23 protein-coding genes are annotated in these 21196 nt (G+C 43.3%); 19 read left to right on the forward strand and 4 right to left on the reverse strand.

All coding sequences use genetic code 11. The annotated features are described in order from the left end of the window. Nucleotide 1: 1 nt before the first annotated feature. The 15 genes from P4S58_RS05040 to flgA all read left to right on the forward strand — a co-directional run bounded on the left by P4S58_RS05040 (nt 2) and on the right by flgA (nt 12696). The gene (locus P4S58_RS05040; RefSeq protein WP_102962644.1) at nt 2-736 is read left to right on the forward strand and encodes a flagellar basal body rod protein FlgF; all 735 of its coding nucleotides are present in this window, start codon (nt 2-4) and stop codon (nt 734-736) included. A 21-nt stretch (nt 737-757) separates the two neighbouring features. Then, nucleotides 758-1543: a flagellar basal-body rod protein FlgG gene (gene flgG / locus P4S58_RS05045; RefSeq protein ID WP_102962643.1), complete on the forward strand. Its 786-nt coding sequence runs from the start codon at nt 758-760 to the stop codon at nt 1541-1543. Nucleotides 1544-1558: 15 nt separating this feature from the next. Further along, nucleotides 1559-2254: a flagellar basal body L-ring protein FlgH gene (gene flgH, locus P4S58_RS05050; protein ID WP_102969321.1), complete on the forward strand. Its 696-nt coding sequence runs from the start codon at nt 1559-1561 to the stop codon at nt 2252-2254. Beyond that, a complete protein-coding gene (locus tag P4S58_RS05055; protein ID WP_102969320.1) occupies nt 2254-3378 on the forward strand; it encodes a flagellar basal body P-ring protein FlgI in 1125 nt (374 codons plus the stop codon). Before flgH ends, P4S58_RS05055 begins: the two co-directional genes overlap by 1 nt. Further along, a complete protein-coding gene (locus tag P4S58_RS05060; RefSeq protein WP_258006781.1) occupies nt 3378-3959 on the forward strand; it encodes a rod-binding protein in 582 nt (193 codons plus the stop codon). The genes P4S58_RS05055 and P4S58_RS05060 overlap by 1 nt, the downstream gene beginning before the upstream one ends. A 3-nt stretch (nt 3960-3962) precedes the next feature. Next, entirely contained in the window at nt 3963-5339 is a 1377-nt protein-coding gene (gene flgK / locus P4S58_RS05065) for a flagellar hook-associated protein FlgK (protein ID WP_102969319.1), read from the forward strand. A 12-nt stretch (nt 5340-5351) separates the two neighbouring features. Continuing rightward, nucleotides 5352-6257 carry a flagellar hook-associated protein FlgL gene (gene flgL, locus P4S58_RS05070; protein ID WP_102969318.1) on the forward strand — a complete coding sequence of 302 codons (906 nt, stop codon included), beginning with the start codon at nt 5352-5354 and terminating at the stop codon, nt 6255-6257. A 6-nt stretch (nt 6258-6263) separates the two neighbouring features. Beyond that, nucleotides 6264-7097: an OmpA family protein gene (locus P4S58_RS05075; protein ID WP_258006780.1), complete on the forward strand. Its 834-nt coding sequence runs from the start codon at nt 6264-6266 to the stop codon at nt 7095-7097. Between the two features lie 46 nt (nt 7098-7143). Beyond that, on the forward strand, nt 7144-7494 hold the full coding sequence (locus P4S58_RS05080) for a flagellar hook-basal body complex protein FliE (protein ID WP_112404694.1): 351 nt from the start codon (nt 7144-7146) through the stop codon (nt 7492-7494). Between the two features lie 18 nt (nt 7495-7512). Then, nucleotides 7513-9204 carry a flagellar basal-body MS-ring/collar protein FliF gene (gene fliF / locus P4S58_RS05085; protein WP_112404695.1) on the forward strand — a complete coding sequence of 564 codons (1692 nt, stop codon included), beginning with the start codon at nt 7513-7515 and terminating at the stop codon, nt 9202-9204. Beyond that, nucleotides 9201-10220, forward strand: coding sequence for a FliG C-terminal domain-containing protein (locus P4S58_RS05090; protein WP_337163064.1), 1020 nt, complete (start codon nt 9201-9203; stop codon nt 10218-10220). Before fliF ends, P4S58_RS05090 begins: the two co-directional genes overlap by 4 nt. Nucleotides 10221-10232: 12 nt before the next feature. Continuing rightward, on the forward strand, nt 10233-11261 hold the full coding sequence (locus P4S58_RS05095) for a hypothetical protein (RefSeq protein ID WP_258006752.1): 1029 nt from the start codon (nt 10233-10235) through the stop codon (nt 11259-11261). A gap of 64 nt (nt 11262-11325) precedes the next feature. Then, nucleotides 11326-11604 carry a flagellar biosynthesis anti-sigma factor FlgM gene (flgM, locus tag P4S58_RS05100; RefSeq protein WP_102968804.1) on the forward strand — a complete coding sequence of 93 codons (279 nt, stop codon included), beginning with the start codon at nt 11326-11328 and terminating at the stop codon, nt 11602-11604. Continuing rightward, on the forward strand, nt 11604-12023 hold the full coding sequence (locus tag P4S58_RS05105; RefSeq protein WP_102968805.1) for an ATPase: 420 nt from the start codon (nt 11604-11606) through the stop codon (nt 12021-12023). The genes flgM and P4S58_RS05105 overlap by 1 nt, the downstream gene beginning before the upstream one ends. After that, nucleotides 12016-12696 carry a flagellar basal body P-ring formation chaperone FlgA gene (gene flgA, locus P4S58_RS05110; protein WP_102968806.1) on the forward strand — a complete coding sequence of 227 codons (681 nt, stop codon included), beginning with the start codon at nt 12016-12018 and terminating at the stop codon, nt 12694-12696. Before P4S58_RS05105 ends, flgA begins: the two co-directional genes overlap by 8 nt. Nucleotides 12697-12766: 70 nt before the next feature. On the opposite strand, the gene P4S58_RS05115 is transcribed toward flgA, so the two are convergent. The 4 genes from P4S58_RS05115 to P4S58_RS05130 form a co-directional block, all read right to left on the reverse strand. Further along, complete coding sequence (locus P4S58_RS05115; RefSeq protein WP_102968807.1) at nt 12767-14851, reverse strand: flagellar biosynthesis protein FlhA; 2085 nt, start codon at nt 14849-14851, stop codon at nt 12767-12769. A gap of 250 nt (nt 14852-15101) precedes the next feature. Continuing rightward, the gene (locus P4S58_RS05120; RefSeq protein WP_102968808.1) at nt 15102-15404 is read right to left on the reverse strand and encodes a hypothetical protein; all 303 of its coding nucleotides are present in this window, start codon (nt 15402-15404) and stop codon (nt 15102-15104) included. Then, on the reverse strand, nt 15405-16196 hold the full coding sequence (locus P4S58_RS05125) for a 6-hydroxymethylpterin diphosphokinase MptE-like protein (RefSeq protein ID WP_337163066.1): 792 nt from the start codon (nt 16194-16196) through the stop codon (nt 15405-15407). Nucleotides 16197-16228: 32 nt separating this feature from the next. After that, nucleotides 16229-16720: a hypothetical protein gene (locus P4S58_RS05130; RefSeq protein WP_337163067.1), complete on the reverse strand. Its 492-nt coding sequence runs from the start codon at nt 16718-16720 to the stop codon at nt 16229-16231. A gap of 387 nt (nt 16721-17107) precedes the next feature. Here P4S58_RS05130 and P4S58_RS05135 point away from each other — a divergent pair, with 387 nt between their 5' ends. The 4 genes from P4S58_RS05135 (at nt 17108) to fliD (ending at nt 21194) form a co-directional block, all read left to right on the forward strand. Next, nucleotides 17108-17662 carry a type II secretion system protein gene (locus P4S58_RS05135; protein ID WP_102968810.1) on the forward strand — a complete coding sequence of 185 codons (555 nt, stop codon included), beginning with the start codon at nt 17108-17110 and terminating at the stop codon, nt 17660-17662. Nucleotides 17663-17852: 190 nt separating this feature from the next. Continuing rightward, nucleotides 17853-18809, forward strand: coding sequence for a flagellin N-terminal helical domain-containing protein (locus tag P4S58_RS05140; RefSeq protein ID WP_102968811.1), 957 nt, complete (start codon nt 17853-17855; stop codon nt 18807-18809). A 206-nt stretch (nt 18810-19015) separates the two neighbouring features. Next, nucleotides 19016-19750 carry a hypothetical protein gene (locus P4S58_RS05145; protein WP_102968812.1) on the forward strand — a complete coding sequence of 245 codons (735 nt, stop codon included), beginning with the start codon at nt 19016-19018 and terminating at the stop codon, nt 19748-19750. A 106-nt stretch (nt 19751-19856) separates the two neighbouring features. Further along, the gene (fliD, locus tag P4S58_RS05150) at nt 19857-21194 is read left to right on the forward strand and encodes a flagellar filament capping protein FliD (RefSeq protein ID WP_102968813.1); all 1338 of its coding nucleotides are present in this window, start codon (nt 19857-19859) and stop codon (nt 21192-21194) included. The last annotated feature ends 2 nt before the right edge of the window (nt 21195-21196 follow it).

Raw genomic sequence — 21196 nt, forward strand, 5'->3', positions numbered from 1 at the left:
TATGAATCCAATTCTGTTCACCGCAGCGAAAGGTGCAGAGCGCGTAATGTTGGCTCAAGAAGTTCGAGCCAACAACCTTGCTCAAGTTAATACCGTCGGCTTTAAAGCGATCATGGAACACTCAACACCAATGAAGATTAATGGTTCTGGTTTTGAGTCATCAACAACAACACGCACAAACTCGGCTTCTAACAACTTTGCACACGGTACGGAAATTCGTACTGACCGCCCTCTGGACGTACAAATTAACGGTACGGGCTTTTTTGCTTTGGAAGGCAAACAAGGTGAACCAGACGAGCTGTATACCCGTGCGGGTAATTTCAATCTCACACCAGAAGGTAACTTAATGGTGGGCGATCGTCAGGTGCTAAGTGATGGTGGTGCTATTGTCGTTCCCGAGTATCAAGCGATTAACGTCTCTAAAGATGGTGTTCTGAGCATTACCCCTCCGGGAGGCGGCGCGGAAATGGAAATCGCAACCTTGAAACTGGTTAACCCAGATTACTTCGATATGACGTTGGATAAGTCAGGCCTGTTCGTTGCGAAAGATGGCAACACCTTGATGGCTGATCCAGACGTCTCTGTTCGTTCTGGTTATCTGGAATCGAGCAACGTTTCAAGTTTGGAAGAGTTGGTCAGCATGATGTCGCTTTCTCGTCAGTACGAAATGCAAGTAAAGGCGATGGCAACCGCATCAGAGATAGACAAGCTTGGCAACCAGTTGCTGAAAGCGTAATAAGAATTTAGTAGGTAAGTTATGCATAGCGCATTAATGATTTCAAAAACAGGTATGGCGGCTCAGGACTCAAAAATGACCGCGATTTCCAACAACCTAGCGAACGTAAACACAGTCGGTTTTAAGCGTGACCGAGTGGTATTCGAAGATTTGTTCTACGCAGTAGAAAAACAAGCCGGAACAGGTACCGATGACCTTAACGTACACCCTACGGGTATTCAGTTAGGTAATGGTGTGCGTGTAGCCGGTACTGAAAAAGTATTTACGCAGGGTAACATCAACAACACATCCCAGCAGTATGACTTAGCGATCATGGGTGATGGCTTTTTCCAGATCGAAGGCCCTGACGGCGAAATGCTTTACACGCGCAACGGTCAGTTTCACGTGAATTCAGATGGTTCAATGGTGAACACTCAAGGTTATCTGCTGCAACCAGAAATTACGGTTCCTGATAATGCAATTCTTGTGTCTATTGCAGAAGACGGCACCGTATCGGCAACGATTCCAGCTGAAACAGAACCGCAAGATCTAGGTGAAATCACTCTGGTTAAGTTTATGAACCCTCAAGGCCTAACGGCGCTTGGTGGTAACTTGCTGGCTGAAACAGAAGCTTCAGGTGAAGCGATGGAACTGGCTGCAGGTACGGAAGGTGCGGGTTACATCAAACAAGGCGCTTTAGAAACCTCTAACGTACAAGTGGTTGAAGAGATGGTGGATATGATCTCAACGCAACGTGCATACGAGATGAGCGCAAAAATGGTCAGTGCGGCAGACAACATGTTGCAGTACCTAGCAAACCATACCTAAGTAATGGCTAGTTTTATGTGTTTAACAAACCTTGTAAGTATCGTTAAGCGTTCATCCGTTATTGCGTCAATTCTGTTATTGGCTGGTTGTGCCGGTCGTGGGCAGGAATTTGTGCCACCGAAGCCGGATGATGAAGCGTACGCGCCGCCTGAACTCAACTATGAAGTTGAACGTGTGAGTAAAGGTAGCCTTTACGCTGGCAATGCTTCAATGACACTGTTCCAAGATCGCCGAGCCTATCGCGTGGGTGACATTTTGACAGTGGTATTGGATGAGAAAACCGAGTCGGACAAAAGTGCAACTACCAAATATGGCAAAAGCTCTGGCGCTTCACTTAATGTGCCGACCGTCGGTGGCAGAACTTACGACCGTTTCTCAGCAAGTATTGACGGAAACCGTGATTTCAACGGCAGCGCAGCCTCTAAGCAAGGTAACAGTTTGAGCGGTTCTATCACTGTTACGGTATACCAAGTATTGCCAAATGGTGTGCTTCGTGTACGTGGGGAAAAATGGCTCAAGCTAAACCAAGGTGATGAGTTTATCCGCTTGTCTGGCAACGTGCGTGCAAGTGACATTGGTTCTGGCAACACCTTGTCTTCTCAGCGTATTGCTGATGCCCGAATTACGTATTCCGGCAGAGGTACATTTGCCGATACGAACACAGCGGGTTGGTTAACACAGTTTTTCAATTCTCCGTGGGTACCGTTTTAATGAAACATAGACTTAATTTCAAACACTGCATTTTGGCAGTGTTTGGTTGTTTGTTTTTCGGTAGTGCAACTGCAGTACCGATTAGCCATATCACGGATGTATACGGTGACCGAACCAACCAATTGATTGGTTACGGTGTGGTTGTGGGTTTGGATGGCACTGGTGATAAGTCACAAGTGAAATTCACCCAGCAATCTATTGTAAACATGGTTCAACAGTTCGGGGTTCAGTTGGAAGATGGCTCAAAGCCAAAAACAAAAAACGTCGCTGCTGTAAGTGTTACAGCAGTAGTGAGCTCTCACAAAGGTCCGGGTCAGACGCTGGATGTCACAGTCGCTTCGATTGGTGATGCGAAAAGTCTTCAAGGCGGAACGCTATTGATGACAGAACTAAAGGGGGTAGACGGCAACGTTTATGCTATTGCACAAGGTCATCTTGTGGTTGGAGGTTATAAAGTGACTGCCAACGATGGTTCTAGCGTGACGAACAACACTCCCACTGCGGCACGAATTCCAAATGGCGCAACACTAGAACGTGCAGCTAACGGTGCTGAAGACGAAGACCCAACACTGAGTTTGCAACTTAAGAAGCCACATTATCAAACGGCATTGAACATATCTAAAGTGATCAACAAAACTTTTGGTCGCGGCGTAGCGAAAGCTGTGAACAAAGGTTTGGTGGAAGTGGCGGCTCCAACAGACAGCGAAGACCGCATCATGTTCTTATCCATGATTGAACAGTTGGACGTAAACGAAGGTGAGTCGCTACCGAAAATCGTCTTTAACTCACGTACAGGCACAGTGGTGATCAGTAAAGGTGTCACAGTCAGTGAAGCGATTGTTTCACAAGGTGGCCTCACGGTGTCCATTCGTGAAGACCAGCTGGTATCGCAACCTAATTCTGCCGGCAGCTTTAATGCACCGGGCCAAACAACTGTAGTCAATGATTCCAACATCTCGATTAGTGAAGTGGATAACGGCGCAATGGTCTGGCCTGAAGGTACACAACTACAAGAAATTGTCGATGCGGTAAACAGAATTGGGGCTTCACCAATGGTGTTGATGCAAATACTTCAGGCGCTGGATGAAGTGGGCGCGATTAACGGCGAGCTGGTGGTGATTTAATGACAAATCCAATTACGGCAATAGAAAGTGCCAAGGCGGGGAATGCCGTTGGCAATGTCGAAAACATCAGTGTTAATCCAAACCAAGTGTCAGGTATTGCTGATTATGCTGAGCTGAATTCCGTTCCTATGGTTCAGCCATTTTCAAGTCCGTCGAGTCATGGTACTCGTACTGCACAACAGGTAATGACGTCATCTTTAAATCAGAATATGGCGTCGATTTATGACGAAGCAATGGTGTCAGCAGGTGACTTATCGTCACTGAATTTTGATGACAACACTGCGCTTCAGTTTGACCCGACATCTCTCAATTCGTTGAAGTATCACGATGATGAAGATGCCGCATTGCGCGAAGTCTCAAAGCAGTTTGAAGCGATTTTCGTACAGGAAATGCTTAAGCGGATGAGAACGGCAACTGAAGCTTTAGGTGACGAAGAAAACCCATTATCAAATAACTCAAACGGAATGTTTCAAGACCTATTAGATAATCAATTGGCGATTTCCGTGACTAAGAAAAGCTCATTTGGACTTGCAGAGTTGTTGTATCAACAACTGTCTGGCCAAACCGTAGGGAGTGTATAACACATGAGTATGTATAACATTGGCTTATCAGGTTTAATGGCGAACCAAGTCGCCATGAACGTGACAGCGCAAAATACGGCAAATATGACGGTAACCGGCTACACGCGCAAAGTTGTCGAACAAGCCACAGTCGTCTACGGCGGCGCAGGTAATTACGGTGCTGGTGATGGTGTAACGGTAGCAAGTATCCGTCGAGTTTCTGATCAAGCGGCTATCGAACGTTTACGTACTGCGGGTCAGGAAATGCAATACAACCAGACTTATATGGTTGGCATGCAAGGTATTGAGAACGTTCTGGGTATGGAAGGTTTGAATATCAGCACTGGTTTTGATGAGTTTTTCGCAGCACTGGATGAAGCCACCTTGAGCCCAGAATCACTGGTTTACCGTAACCAAATTCTCGCAACTGCTGGCAGTTTAGCGTCTCGTTTCAACGGCACCATGGGGCAAATTGAAAACGAGCTTAGCACTTTGATGCGAACTCAAAATCAAACCATCGAAAGCTTAAACAGCCAGTTGGATAACATTGCCAAACTGAATGAACAGATTCGTAAAGCGTCAGGTTCAGGACAGGATATTGCGAGCCTGCAAGACGCATTGGATCTGCAGTTAAATGAGATTTCTAAATCGATTGGCGTGAATGTTCTGACCAAAGAAGATGGCACAGTAGAGCTATCCACCAAATCGGGTCAGCCGTTGGTCTCTGGTCAGAGTGTTGCTCAAATTAGTGTCAATGAAGCAATGGGCGGCGCTTACAATACCGACCTTGTTTTAACCTTTAATGGTCAGTCTGTTGCTCTTAACGATCCGAAAGGCGGTGAGTTGGGCGCAATTGCCGATCTGAAAAATGATCAGTACTTCCCGATTATGGAAGATATCAACAACATCGCAGCAGGGTTTGCTGATGCGGTGAACTCCATTCTCACATCTGCTGGTGCTACTGACCTTAAAGGTAATGCTGGACAAGCATTGTTTACTTATGACCCAGATAACCCTGCGAGTTCTTTAAACCTGACCGGTATTACAGCGGAAGAGTTAGCATTGTCAGGAACCGGTAGTATTGGTGATGGCTCTTTTGCTACAGCACTTGCGGATTTGGCGAATCAACCAATTTCTATCGGCGGCTCAAATATCAACGTATATGACGCTTACGCAAAAATTAATGGTTATGTCGGTGTCGCCACTCAGCAAGCTCAAAACAACTTTAGCACTGCGTCTATCAGTATCAGTGAAGCGCAAACTGCTCGCGACAGCATCAGTGCGGTAAGTTCAGACGAAGAAGCGGCAAACCTGATGATGTATATGAATGCGTATCAGGCCAACATGAAGGTTATCTCTACTGCTAGCCAGATGTTCGACACCGTCCTCAACTCATTCTAATCGGAGACTATTATGCGAGTCACAGATTCACAATTTACCACTATGATGACGCGATCGATGATGAACTCAAACGTTGAAATCAACCGTGTCGCAGAGCAAATCGCTACAGGTAACAAAATTAACAGTTTGTCAGATGACCCAAGTGGTTCGATGAAACTGTTAAGTCTGGATAAAACCATTTCCAGCGCAGAGCAATATTCAAGCAATATTTCCAATGTGCAGTCAAAGTACAGCGAATATGAAACGTATCTGATGTCGGTCAATGAACTGGCTCTAGACGTGCATGACCTGTTGTTGCAGGCGAATAACGCCACAGTAGGTGAAGAATCAAGTGGCGGTATCATCGCAGAGCTTGAGTCGTTGAGACAGCAAGCTTTAGACACCTTTAACAAGAAGTCAGATGGTATCTACATTTTCTCTGGTACTGACGTGTATTCAGAAGCGATTATTGTCGATGATTCAACGGATCCTGTGAGCTATTCATTTGGTGGCAACGCAGATCACCGCAATACCAAAATCAGTGAAGATGGGTCAATGAACAGTAACTTCACAGCCCAAGAAACACTGCAAGGCAGCTTGGATTTCTTTACAACATTAGACGCTGCAATTGCCGAATTGAAAAATCCAACAGCGGATAAGAATGCCATTCTGGGCGCTGCGATAGACAGTACTGATGCCACTCAAAAAAGCGTTTTAAATACCGTGACTATTCTGGGTGCAAACTATAACTCTCTTGACCGAATGGCCGTTAATAATGCAGATGCTGCTCTGTACGCGGAAACGGTAAAGACAGATATCAATGCATTAGATTATGCAGAAGCATCGGTTCGTTTGACTGCAAGTATGAACACATTACAGGCATCGCAGTCAGTGTTTGCCAAAGTAATGACCAGTTCATCATTGTTTGACTTGATGTGATTTTGTATGAAATACCAAGCCTTAATAACGGCAGCGCTTTCAAGCGCTGCTTTTGTCTCTAATGCTGCTGACTACGTTGTGCCTTTTGATGAGGTGCAATGGAAAGCGGTGAATGATGGTGACACCTGTTACCTCTCAGTAGAAGACTCTCACTCAGGCATCAACGCCAAGTTTGATGTGGTTGCGGGTAAGCCTATTTCACTCGTGATTTCCGGACGCAGTGTTGGCTCATTTAACGACAGTATGGTGATTGAAACCGAGCCACCAGTTTGGGGGAGCGCTCTGTATGAATCGACCATGGTGAATGAGTTCATCCGCAAGAAAAAATCGGCAGAAGTCATTCAAGGGGCAGACTTTGTCTATCGTGACGTAATGAGCGGTGCTTGGTTAACGGTACGTGATGATTTTCATAGCGTCACTTTCCCAACGGCTAACATGCACAGCGCAACTGAAACCTTTCAAAGCTGCACAACAGCATTGCCGCCAGTCAGTTATCAAGAGGCGCGTAAGACGGTATTTAACTTCAAATCTGGTGCACTAGCGTTGACGGAAGCGCAACGTGAACAATTGTCTGAAATCAGTGAACTGGTGCTGTTCGATAAGCGCATTAAGAAGGTCATGATCAGCGGTCACTCGGATAGCCACGGAGATACGGTGGTGAACTTGAGTGTTTCAAGAAGACGTGCTGATGATGTGGCTTATTGGATGATGTTGGCTGGGGTTCCAAAAGAGAAAATGGAACTGAGAGGGCATGGCTCTCGCTACCCAATTGCCACCAATAACACAGCAGAAGGGCGAGATAAAAACCGCCGAGTTGAAGTTGAACTGGTTAGAAAATAGAAAAAATGTACGCTTTTTCAAACAGAAAGGCGTAAGGAGAAAAGTTTTGGAAATGACTGCTATTACAGGGGTTGAACAATCAATGATCAATCGCTTGAATGAAAACCAAGCGATTACTCAGAACCCATTAACTAAACTTGTCGAAATATCTGATAGTCGCGTAGGAATGCCCTCAAGCCTCGGCTTTGGCAGCACATTAAAAGGAATTTTTGATACTGTTGACGCTCGCCAAAAGACTGCTGAAGCAAAGATTTCTGCAGTTGAACTGGGTCAAAGTGATGATCTTATTGGCGCGACAGTGGCTGCGCAGAAAGCGCAGCTTTCTTTTTCAGCATTAATGCAAGTTCGAAACAAGATGGTTACGAATTTCAATGACATCATCAAGATGTCTGTTTAGTGACGATAGGCGTTATATATGGCAAATGAGAAAGGGGTTACGATCGTAGCTTCTAATGCATCCGACAAATTACAATCTGCCGTGGAGAGAGTAAAGTCGTTCTGGAGCAGCTCGCAACGTAATGTTGTCATAATCACAATATTTTCAATGATCTCAGCTGCGATCATTGTCGTCATGTTATGGGCGTCTGCGGAAGAGTTCCGCCCGCTTTACAGTACTTCTTCAAACTATGACTCTAGTCAGGTACTGCAACTTTTAGATCAATCTGGGCTCAAGTATGAGCTAAACAGCGACAGCGGCCAAATCATGGTGCCAAGCAATGAGGTCGCAAAAACAAGGATGATTCTGGCTGCAAAAGGTCTAAAGCAGCAATTGCCAAGTGGCTTTGATACGTTAGCAAGTACAGATTCATTGGGCGAAAGCCAATTTATGGAAACCGCTCGCTATCGCCATGCTTTAGAAGGTGAGTTAGCGAGAAGTATTGTGACTATGGAATCTATCGCGGTTGCACGTGTGCATCTGGCAATTCCTAAAGCATCACTGTTTAAACGTAAAGACCAAGAACAAGCTCGCGCTTCTGTGATGGTTCAGCTTATTGAAGGTATGGATCTTAAACCTGGTCAGGTCGATTCTATCGTTAATTTGGTTTCAGGTGCTGTGATTGGTCTGAAGGCTGAAAACGTACGTGTAGTTGACCAATACGGTCGTCTGTTATCAAAAGATACTTCACTCGATGACTTGGCGATATCGACCAATCGCCAAACAGATTACCGCCGTAACATTGAAAAGCACTTGGTGTCACAAGCATCAGACATGCTTACGCCTATCTTGGGTGCTTCGAATTTTCGTGTTCAGGTGTCTGCAAAGGTTGATTTCTCGAAACGTCAGGAAACAGAAGAAACCTATGGCACACCCGTTGTTCGAGCTGAAACATTAATGAGCGATGAGAATAACGGCAGCTTAGCTTTAGGTATTCCGGGAGCGCTAAGCAATACACCTCCTGTCACTGACCAAGATACGCAAAATCAGGAAGGACAGACGAACAAAGCCAAAGCCAGCCGCAATGAATCAAAGCGTGAATACGCTGTGAGCGGTAAAGTCACCCATGTTCAGCATCAGCAAGGCATTGTCGAAAAGCTTACGATTTCGGTGATCGTCAATGAGAGCATGGCTGGAGAAGCAGGTTGGTCTGATGCAACACTAGAGCGAATGCAAAACGTCGTTCGCAGTGCTGTGGGCTATGAAGAGGACCGTGGTGACGTTATCTACGTTACGAGCTTCCCATTTGTGGCTTCAAATATGCCAGATGCAGAACAAATGGCTTGGTACAAAGACCAAGATATTCTGCAGCCGATCAAGTATCTGCTTGGTGCACTGGTTGCTGCTCTGTTGATTGTGCTGGTACTGCGTCCGCTGGCTCAGTACTTAACCAAAACAGACGGTTCTGACCTTGAAGAACTGACCGAAGGGCTGGAAGTCGGCTCTACCGGTGAAATGGCTGCACTGAGCACTAACAGTGCGACAGCGGCTGCGGGATTAGAAAATAAATTGGATTCACTTGCACTAGACGCTGCAGGTATTAAGGCCATGGATGACAACTTACCAGAGTCAGACAGCCCGTTAGAAGTTCAGATTCAACATCTGAAGATGATCGCTCAAAACGATCCGAAACGAGTCACTGAAATTCTGAGAACGTGGATGCATGCATGAGTGAACAAATAGAAAATCCAAGAAATGCCCATCAAACGGTTGAAGGTGTAGCGCTACTCATCTTGACTATGGGCGAAGATATCAGCTCTGAAGTGTTGAAAGGTTTCTCACACGACGAGATCAAGCGTTTGGCTCATTCGATGAGCAAAATGAAAGATATTAAAGCCAATGATGCATTGCGTTCTATTGTCGGTTTCTTTGAAGACTTTCGTTCGCACTCCGGCATTATTGGTGGTACTCGTCAGTATCTAACCAATGTTCTCGATAAGACGTTGAATGGCAACTTGGCGAAAGACCTAGTCTCGGAAATCTACGGTGATGAAATACGCACTCACGCTGAGCAATTAGCGTGGATTCCCGCTGATATCTTAGTGGAAGATTTACGTCATGAGCACATTACGATGCAGGCACTGCTGATTGCTCACTTACCTTTGGATTATGCGTCTAAGGTGCTAGAGCAATACACAGTAGAAGAGTGCAATGAGGTTATTTATCAGATTTCTCAAACTCAGGTTCTGACATCCGGGATCACAGAGACGTTGAAAGACCTGATTGCCCGTTGTAAAGAAAATTACAACGATGGCGCGCCTCAAACTATCAAAGGTACCAAAGTGGTGGCAGACATTATCAACCGTCTACAGGGTGATAAGGCAGCAATCTTTGAATACCTTACACAGCGTAATGAGAAGATGGCTGAAGAGATTCAGGAAGCGATGTTCGACTTCTACTCTCTGTTTACTCAAAGCCAAGAAACTATTGATGCCATTAACAATGAAGTGACCATTGAACAATGGGCATTTGCAATGAAAGGTATGCCTGAAGAAAATCGTGCTTATATCTTCAACACCATGCCGAATCGTTTGGCAACTCAGCTAAAAGAAAATATTCAACGTATCGGAGCGGTACCTGTTAGCCAAGTGGAAGGAGCCCGTAAGGAAATTCTGGACATCGTACGTCGTCTGCAAAGCGAAGGTGTGATTCAGCTCAGCATTTCTAACGAAGTTCGTTTGTCATAAGGTTAGGTTTCAGTGCGCTCACAGACGATATCTAACTCTAATTCTACCTCTCCTCTACGCGGGCAAACCACTGCAAACGTAGGGGCAGGGCGTTTATCGAAAACAGAAAAAGCCAGTTCAGTTAACAAAACCTCTTCGGCAAATATGCTCTCTCAGCATGCTTTGAGTCGTTTGAAAGAGCGCCCAAGGTTAATTGCAGAGTTAGCGGATACTCACCGTTCTGTGAATGGTTTGATGTTGGCTGTTGAACAACTGAAGAGAATTGCCCGATCAGCGGTAGAAATTAAGCGATTGGTTTCTATGGGCGCGGAGAGTGCGGCAGACCTGAACAGTGTTGATATTCACAAGCGCGAGATTATGAATGCGGTCAATAGTCAGCATTTTGGTCGCTACATCATTGATTCGTCTTTTGCTCCGGTTACGACCAACATTGCTGAGATTGATTTTTATGTCCCAGGTCTGGATTTGGCGCGCGAACGTCTGACTAACGAGCTGGTTACGCTCTACATCAACAACAAAATGATTCCTTTGGCATTCGACCGCGTTGAATCTGATCAAGGTCTGTTTGAACAGTTCTCGGTCATGTTTTCCTTGGGGCAAATGCGATTACGTCGTGATGACGAGAATGGTTTGATTATCGCTATGCCGGATCATATGTGGCGCAAATGGGATCTTAACATTTTCATTTCCGGTCAGGGTGGTCGTTACCCAGAAGGTAACCCGATTACGGTCAGCGCACTGACGCGTTATCCAACCGTGGAAATGATCACTATGCTTGATATCAGAGCAAATGATGCTTTAGAGGCCATTGAGCGTGTTATCGCCCGTGTAAATGAAATGCACAGCTATGCACTGGAAATCCTCAACTCGCAAAGTCATCTTGCCGATAAACTGATCAGCTATTGTCACAAAGCATCGGATGATCTTGGGCAGAACATAAAAGCGTTGTTTGCAACGAATGGCACTTCCGCATTAAAGGCCATTCAAAAGCACTATGTCGGGCCTAACAGAGAAAATGTCGTTTCTTTAATAAAAAAATGAAATAAAACTTAAAACATTGCCGTAATGTATTATTGAAGAGATTACAGATAGGTAGGAGCCAACCATGAAAATTGAAAATAACAGCGCGTTATACAGTGTCCAAGACGTACAGAACGTTTCTCGTACTGCTGAGCTGAATAAAGCACACTCGGTTGCTCCGGCTAAACAGCAAGTAGACATCAATATGCACGAACAAAATATCATTGCGGAAGGTAGTGCATCATTAAAGGCAATGGATGACGTTGATTTGGCTCGTGTGGCTGACATCAAATCACAGATTGCCGATGGTAGCATCAAATTTGATATGGGAGAGTTGGCTCAGGTGTTAGCTAACTTACGATAATGGATAAAAAAGAACTGCTAAAGTTATACTTTCAAGCAACGATTGAAAGCGCGAAAATCGCTAAAACATTATCTGCAACGCTGGATGATATCCGTCAATTCAGTCTGAAATTCGACCACGAGAAGGTGAGCGAATATAACCAGAAAGCGACGGATCTGAGTGAGTCCCTACGTAAGTTGCACTTTGAACGTAAAGAACTAGCAGCAAAATTAGGTTGTACTCACAACCGATATGCGGCCGAACTTGTTCAACGAATGAGTGGCAAAGCTCAAGAGACAATTAAAAAAGCGACGGATGAACTCCACGAGCTGGTCTTAGAGTGTCAAAACAAAACTGAGTTACATACTCGATTAGTGATACAGCAGCAGCAAGTTATTCAAGATGCGGTTGAATCTCTGCGAGTCGAGGTGAATGCGTAACTCACTACTCCCCCTATCTCTTCTGTTTGCCTGTGCTCCTGCATGGGCCGACTCTGCACAACTTCAAATAGAATCTTATTTGTCTCAAAGAATCGAAGCTGCCGTTACTGGGCAGTTTCCTGCTTTGCAAAACCTGAAACTTAATTTCCGTATCGCCAGTGCTGTGAATAATCTTCCGGCTTGTGAACAACCTTTGTTTTCAGATAAAGCAATGGGAAACTATCTGGGCTCTGAAACTTGGTGGGTTGAGTGTGGTAATAACTGGCGAATCAAAGCGGTAACGAATGTCAGCGTAGATACCAAGGTAGTAAGTACTAAAGGCCCATTACGCAAAGGGCATAGAATCGAAGCCAGCGATGTAAAACTGGATGTGGAGACACTCAGTCTCAAAGGCACCGTCTATCAGCACATTGAAGATGTGGTGGGAACGAAACTCAGACGTTCAGCAAAGGCGAATCAGGTACTCACTCGTCGCTATGTAGAGTTGGAATACGCTGCGACCAAAGGTCATCATGTCATTATTTCATTTCATTCAGATAGCTTTTCACTAGAAACAGAAGGCGTAGCTTTGGAAGACGGTATGGTTGGCGACCGAATTCGCGTTATGAACTCAGAATCTGGTAGAGAGCTGAGCGTTACCGTCACCGGCGAAAACCGAGTAGAACAAAATTAGCCAGTATTTTAATTTAGACGTAAAAAAGGCTTCTCATTTGAGAAGCCTTTTTTGTATTGGACGCTTGCACTTAGTCGATTTGACCTAACGGATTGATTTGATATTCGTTAGGAATTTCATTAAACGACAGAATAATCAAACCTTTGGCAAATGCGCGAGCCAGTTTGCTGACAATTGGACGAGCCATTGGTGTCACTAACAATACCGGAGTCATACCTTGTGCTTGCATCGTTTGCACAATGGAAGGCATGCGGTTCTGGAATTTTTGTAGCAGTTCTGGTGCAAGCGGAACGCCATCGAGCGGTGTGTTAGGATCATTTTGCTGAGCTAATGTAATCCCAGCTTTAATGTCTTGTTCAACCTGCCCACCCAGAGTAAACACATTCAGTGCCTTCGAGTTCGGAGACACCAAGTTCAAGATGGTACGTTTCAACGCAACGCGAATGTTCGATGAAAGCAGAATAGGGTCTTTAATCTTATCGCCACTCTCAATCAAGGTGTTTGCTATCGTACGAATGTTGATGATTGGCACTTGCTCAGCCAGAAGCTGACGAATCACCATCATCTGCAAGTTCGGTGTTAAGGTATTTGATAAGCTTTCTGCTAATTCTGGATGTTCATAAGACAGTCGCTTATTCAGCGCTTTCACATCATCATAGTTAAAGATGCCATCAAGATGTTCAGTACACACTTTACTTACGTGAGTCGCAATCACATCGTGAATGTCGATCACCTGAAAGCCTAAGTTAATCGCTTTGGTTTTGTCTTCTTTTGATACCCAGAGCGCAGGAAGGCGATACGCAGGGTCAACACCAAGCGTGCCATCAATGTTGGCAGAAGTAACACCCGGACCCACTGCCATCAGCATATCAGGGTATACTTCACCGCGTTCAATTTCATCGCCATCGACAAAAATAACGTATTCAGCCGGTTTTAGCGCTAAGTCATCGCGAATCACGACTTCTGGGATCACAAAGCCAATTTGTTCACTCAGTGTTTTACGACAGCCACGAATACTCTTTAACAACGAATTTTGCTCTTTGTTAGTGACGAGAGGAACCAATTTAAAACCGAGACGTAAAGCAATGGCATCTACGGCAGGAATGATAGACCAATCTAGCGGGTGATCTTTCAGGGAGGTTTTTTCTAGCGGTGCTTCAACCTCTGCTTTGGAGAGATCTACGCCTTCATCTTTTTTGCTTTGCCGCCAAGCGACGAAACCAACGGTAACGCTGAAACTATAGAAGGCGAGGTGAGGCATATTCGGTACACTACCGATAATAAACATCACACCAGCCGTCATATACAACACTGAAGGTGAAGCAAGAATCTGTTTGTTGATCACCTCAGCCATATCGTTCTCGTTATCACTGATACGAGTTACGATGATTGCCGCTGATACAGCAAGTAATAACGATGGGATCTGAGCGACAAGGCCGTCACCGATGGTCAGCAGTGCGTAGGTTTGGAATGCTTCGCTAACGGTCAGACCGTGCTCGAACATACCGATCAGTACACCACCAATCAAGTTGATGAACAGGATCATCAAACCTGCAACGGCGTCACCACGAACGAACTTACTCGCACCATCCATTGCGCCATAGAACTCAGCTTCATCACCCACTTCCTTACGGCGAGCGCGAGCTTGTTCTTGATCGATGTTTCCTGAGTTTAAGTCGGCATCGATCGCCATCTGTTTACCCGGTAAAGCATCTAGGGTAAATCGAGCCGATACTTCTGAAATACGTTCGCCACCTTTAGTGATAACCACGAAGTTAATGATCATCAAGATAACGAAGACAACGATACCTACGACGTAGCTACCGCCGATTACCACTTCACCGAACGATTGGATAACCTTACCGGCAGCGTCGCCACCGTTATGACCTTCAAGCAGTACGATACGGGTAGAGGCAACGTTAAGTGTTAGACGAAGTAAGGTTGCAATTAACAGCAACGAAGGGAACACGGAGAAGTCGAGAATTCGTTTAACGGTACTACTTACCAGCAAGACAACAATGGCCAGCATGATGTTAAAAGTGAAGAAACCATCGAGCAACAATGCCGGCAACGGTAAGATAACCATCGCCAGTATCATCAACAGCACGAGTGGTATCGCGAGTTTAGAATTAAATATCTGTAAGCCTTTTAACATGTCTTAGGTTCACTAGTTAGTGTTCACTTTCATTACTAAGCAGCATGAAAGATAAGAAAATAAGGTCAGATATTTTATTTTTATTGGTGAACGCAAACTATCAGACATTTCCGATAATGCCTGTAGGGGGCTGCGAGAATTTGTCCACAGAGCATTTAGAGGGGAAGGGAATTGTTTAACAAGGATTGAAATAAAACTAGGTTGCTGATTTTGCTTTCAACAACCTAATTTATTTATGATGCAGAAAAGATTAACTTTCAGGTATAGAGTTTTGATTATCTTGTGCTGACAAAGAATCAAAATCTGGAAAGTTTTGAATAAGTTCAAAGTGAATAACGTCTGCTAAACCTGTGTAATCGTGTCGATTAACAGTATCTCCTAACTTGTTAATCATATCTGTTAGATATGAAGCCTGGCTAGCATTCAAAGGAAGAAGAGATAAACGACGTAAGCAACCATTAAGTAAATATCCACCTAGACTGTGGTCATTTGAGTAGTATGCGTGAGCCACTTGTTTTAATGTTGTTTCAATATCAAAGCTATTCATTTTCATTTAAAAGGTCTCGTCTTCATAGCGCGTTCCTATTATTTTAGCCCCGATACGACTCATATTAATGAAATCAATATCTTTACGTTGCGATATTATGTTTTCGATACCAGAGCAAAACATCCGGTAGGCGTGAGATGATTTTATTAATTCACCATGACCATTTTCTACACTGACATTCATATCAATTTGATAATTGTCGTTTGTGGATGCATGTTGAACACCCCTAGGGAAACCAAAATCACAACCTACAAAACGAATGGTTTTAGCTCCAAAGAGTATTGCTAAGTGTGTCATTGGATGTATTACAGAACCGAAGATATTAAGTCGATATCTAGATGGCAGCTTTTCACTTATTCTATCAAACGTTTCATCGACTAAATGGAAGTAGTACTGTTTACCTTTCCATTGCTCCCAAATCGCTTTCTCAACTCTAGAGCTCCCAACAAATACAGAATTTTTCACTTTATCAAACGGGATGCTTTCCGCTTTTATATGAATATCTATCATTGCGACGATATCAGGTTCTATAGCGTGTTTTAGTAAAGCGTTTAAGGCTGTTGATGGCGCTATAATTAATGGTCGATTTGGCGAATTTACAAGTTTGAGTACATCCTCAATTTGAGCATCTAGAGATGGCCCCGCACCGACACATAATACATTGTTAAATCTATTGTTATTTATTAATTGATCGATTACAGGAATTTTTTTAAGTAGAGGGTAGTTTTCCTTTTCTATAGATAAGTACTTTTCTATAGACTTTTGACTTGTTTGAGACCGACTTACGTTTACTGTCACTAATCGATTTTCTATTCTATGAATCAGCCAATTTAAATTTGATAAACTTTTTTTGCTAGGTATAAATCTGCATTTATTACAAAAGAGTTTTGAACAAATAAGTTTTTCAAAATACCAACTTGATCAGACATCGCGTCGTGTACGTAATGTATCTCAATACGAGGGTCTGCTAGCCAAGGCTTCGCCATTAAAGTTAAAACTAATTTGATTACATCTAAATTGTAAAGATAAAGATGGATTGTTTTAAGATTTCTGTCATTCAGTAAAACCTCTGGGATAGAACCTATGCCAAAGCCCCACATATGATAGGTGTCTCCATCGGTCGTACTGCGGTAGGCAAGAGCTTCTTCAACAGGATCGTAAGCACTGCTTAATTGAATACCATTGACTGACAATGTGGCAAAGTGGCGTTCTATTACTTCAAATTCTAGGTTGCTGATATCGTGTTGCTCAATAGCATTGGCTAGATCTGGGCAACGATTCTTTAATATCGCAATGTTGCTGTTATAAAATTCTGTACTCATAAAACCTTCGTATTGATGTTTAATTGTTTATATCAATCATCAACCACACAAAATCTGACTGACGCCGTGCTTATTAGTAGCAAGGGAAATATCGATAAACGACCTAACATTTTATTTCTATGAGTAGGGAAAACCATCAGACAATTCTGATTGTATGTTCGTATATAGAAGATGTTTTTTGAAAACAAATATCGCTGTCACTTTATATTTGCACGACTTTTAGCTGAAGAAGGTATCTATAAGTAGGAATGATGGATAGCAATGGGTTTGACCAAGACTAATTGGATGTAAGTTTTGGATGACTTTAACTAATCCGTAAGATTTTTAAACGCTCTTAGAGTAAAAATGCTCTCCATTTATTTTGGTGTGTTGATTGAGAGTGAGTGAATGAAAACGGCAAAGGGTTTCACATTAATTGAGTTGGTTATCGTTATTGTTATCTTAGGCATACTAAGTGTGACGGCTGCGCCGCGCTTTCTGAACTTACAAGATGATGCAAAAGCCAGTGCAATGAAAGGTGTTAAGGCGTCATTACAGTTAGTTGTTGACGGCGTGTATTTTAAATCTGTTATTCAAGGCACTGATGGACAGAGAAAAACAGAAACCGATGTCAACGGAATCTCCATACGCACATACTACGGTTATCCTCATGAAATATGGGACGATAAGTTGGAACATCTAATGGACAATAGTTTTTCTTATCTAGGTAATGCATATAACAACAACAGTCTTTTTGATACCACCTGTACAGAAGCAGTATGCGTTATTGACCAAATACAACTTAGTCGTTTGCTTTCTATTAGTACAACAGCTTATGCCCTTGCTTTTCTACCCAAAGGTCACTCTCTTCGCACTAATTGCGCAGTTGTTTACTATTTTGTCGTTAATGATGTTGAAAGATATTCTGACGTACATATTGAAACGTTAGATAGTGGTTGCTAATAACGGCTTGGAATTAATAACTTGTTTATTATTTTGGTAGGTACTTGTAAGAATAATTATTTTTTGTGTAGGAATATTCTGTTAATTACCTAAATTGAAATTTTTCTGAAATAAAAAAAATTAGTTTGCCGTAACTAATTTGTGAATGGGATGCGAAGGTATCTAAATAATTTTCTAAGAGGTATACATTATGGCTATTTCACTACACACTAACTACGCTAACCTAGTTACTCAAAACACACTAAACAGCACAAACAACGCGCTTTCAACATCAATGGAGCGTCTATCAACAGGTTACCGTGTAAACTCAGCAGCAGACGATGCAGCGGGCCTTCAAATTGCGAACCGTCTAGAGCTTCAATCTCGTGGTATGTCAGTAGCATCACGTAACTCACAAGATGCAATTTCAATGATGCAAACGGCAGAATCAGCAATGGATGAGATGACAAACATTGCATACCGCATGAACGATCTAGCGACTCAAGCCGCAAACGGTTCAAACACTGACGCAGACCGTGCAGCACTTGATTCAGAGTTCCAAGCACTGGCTTCTCAGCTTTCTGAAATGACACAAAACACCAACTTCGGTGGTCAAAAACTACTTGGTGCTGAAGTGACTTCAGGGGCTACAGTTTTATCTGAAGCTGGCGTATTTGCAGCAAGTGGTGGTGTTACTTTCCAAACTGGTTCAACCACAGCAGAACAAACAGTGGTTGATGTTACATCAAGCCTAGGTTCATTGAACACAGCACTTACAGCTTTCGCTGACTTGAGCTTACAAGCAGGTGCTGGTGGATATAATGCAAGTGGTACTCCCACATCTGGTGGTGTATATGATGCATCAGGAAACCTAGATACAGGTACCGCAAATTCTTCAGCAGCAATGGATGCACTAGAAGGCTTCATCAATGTAGTGGGTGAGTCTCGTGCAGCATTCGGTGCACAAATTAACAACCTAGAGCACAACATCAACAACCTAGCAAACATGACAGAGAACCTAGAAGCGTCTAAAGGTCGTATCATGGACACAGACTTCGCATCTGAGTCAGGTAACATGTCTAAGAACCAAATGCTAATGCAATCTGGTGCACAAATGCTAAGTGCAACTAAGACAATTCCACAACTAGCAATGTCAATGCTAGGCTAATTGTGAATTAGTTTTAAATTTAATAGAGAAGCCAGCGCGAGTCGCTGGTTTTTTTATATTTCTAATATTTATTAAGTGTTATTACATTTTAATGTGGGAATATTCCTTAACTACTAAATGGAGTGATTTAAACGAAATAAATCTGTTGAATAAGCCGTTATAAATAAGTGTAGAAAACCGATTTAACCATTTATAAGGGAATTGTCATGATTATTTCTGTCCCCTCAAATAATCAGGCTTATCTCACCACGCAGAATACCGTAACTGCGGATATGAATAAGCCTAGTACCGCTGTCAATAATATTGATGAACATGTGAATGCTGTTGTTGAGGATAGCGATGAAACAAGCATCAAAATTGCTGACCGTTTAGCAGAGCGTTCGAATTTACCTGCTTACCAACAGAAAGAAGCGCAAAACACTTTAGCTCATATGCAAAATACTAAGAGCGTTTTGTCTGAAATGGAAAGCGTAGCTTCACAGCTAAATCAAGTAATTGATCAAGACGAAGCGGTAGACGGTGAAAAAGTAGCCCAACTGCGAACGCAACTGAAAGATTTAACCAAACAGCTGAATGATGTGCAAAGCAGTGAGCAAAAATCAATTAGGGCTGATGATAGGGAAGTAACGGTAAAGTTTAATGCCAGTGAAATTTCATCAATTGCAGAGACGCTAAGCAAGATTGAAATCACCGACGATTCCAAATTAATAGCCAAACAGCACCTTTCTGGTGAGGCTGGTTTGATGGACCAATTAGCCAAGACACGCTCGAAGCTTGATGCACAACTTCAACAAGCTTTTGGTACCCACTCAGTAACTAATAGCGTAGATGCAGAACAGAGCAGTGTGGCTTCAAAAAATAGCATGCTAGACCCGACAGGAGCTAAACAACTCGCGGGTACAGAAACTACCGCTAACATCGCTGTGTCTATCCTAAGCTAAATCCTACATAGGAATCAGCAGGGGTAGATATGCCCACTTTGGCTAACGCCCTATCATATAAACAGAAAGATCTGTCATAACGGTTGAGCCGTTTTTGGAGACAATAATGCAAATTGATGCAGCATCGTATGCTGACCAACTCGCCTATTACGAGGTGTATTCGGCTCAAAACCGTTATTCAACAAAGCTGACTGCGTTGCAAAGCCAAAGCAGCATGCTTAGCAAGATTGATAATGCGTTAGATGCATTGGATAACTTGCTTTACAAATTTACGAAGCCGACAGGTTCTTTTGCACAAAGTGCAGTGACACAAACAAGTGAAGACTACTTCAGCGTAAATGCAGCAGGGTATGCAAAAAATATCAGTATGGATATTTTTGTTGAACAGACGGCTGCCGCTCACCAAGTCGTTGTTGAAACCAGTGGCTCCAGTACATCGGATACTTTTGCAACGGTTGGGGACGACACCACTTTTACTATTCGTATAGGTGATGAAGACTTTACCATTGATGTGAATGCCGATTTCCCCAGTAAAAGTGATGGAGATGCGATTACTTACCAAGAAATGGTTAACCTTTTTAATGAAAAGGCAGACGGTAAAGTCAATGCATCGCTCGTGCGCTCCGGTGGCGAAATGAAGTTGATGTTCAGTTCGGAAGAAGCTGGTGCGGAAAACACATTCGAGATTGTGGACGTGAATAGTTCTAATACTGAGATGGCAAGTGCGTTTAACAGCAATAATGTTGTTAAAGAAGGACGAGATGCAATTATCTGGCTTGGTGAACAAGGGTCGGGAATTGAGTTAAGAAACAGCAGCAATACGTTTGAGAACATCGTTGCTGGTGTGGATATTACTATCACCAAGGCAAATAAGGTCGGCGATGATACCACTAACTTCTCTATTGGTCCTGATAGCGGTGCAACAATTGAACTACTGAACGAAGTTATCACCTCATTTAATAGTGCATTAACGGTTCTTTCTGAAGCGACGCGTTCTGGTAGCGAAAGTGAAGAACGTGGTGTTTTGGCCTCAGATGGACAGATTCGCGGCATATCCAATGAGCTTAAGAATCTAATGCGCACGTCATATAACGGTGTGAGTTTATTTGAAATTGGTTTGTCTCTTAATAAAGACGGTGAACTTGAGCTTGATGAAGAGAAGTTTAAAGAAGCTTCGGAAACCTATGATTTGGAAGAGCTGTTTCTCGGAGAAGCTGGTCTTTTCAAAACGATGGAATCAAGCATCGAAAAATATGCGGATTACAACACGGGTTCTCTAAAAACGAAAAAAGACCGTAATGCTCTACAGCAAGATCGCGTCAACGATAAGCTAGACGAGCTTGATACGAAATATGAGATGTACTACAAGCGCTATCTTTCTCAGTTTACGAACCTAAACAACATGATGTATTCGATGAACTCCATTTCAACACTATTTGCTTAAAG

Origin of the sequence: Vibrio sp. Hal054 (assembly GCF_037162405.1) — a bacterium.
GTDB lineage: Bacteria > Pseudomonadota > Gammaproteobacteria > Enterobacterales > Vibrionaceae > Vibrio > Vibrio diazotrophicus.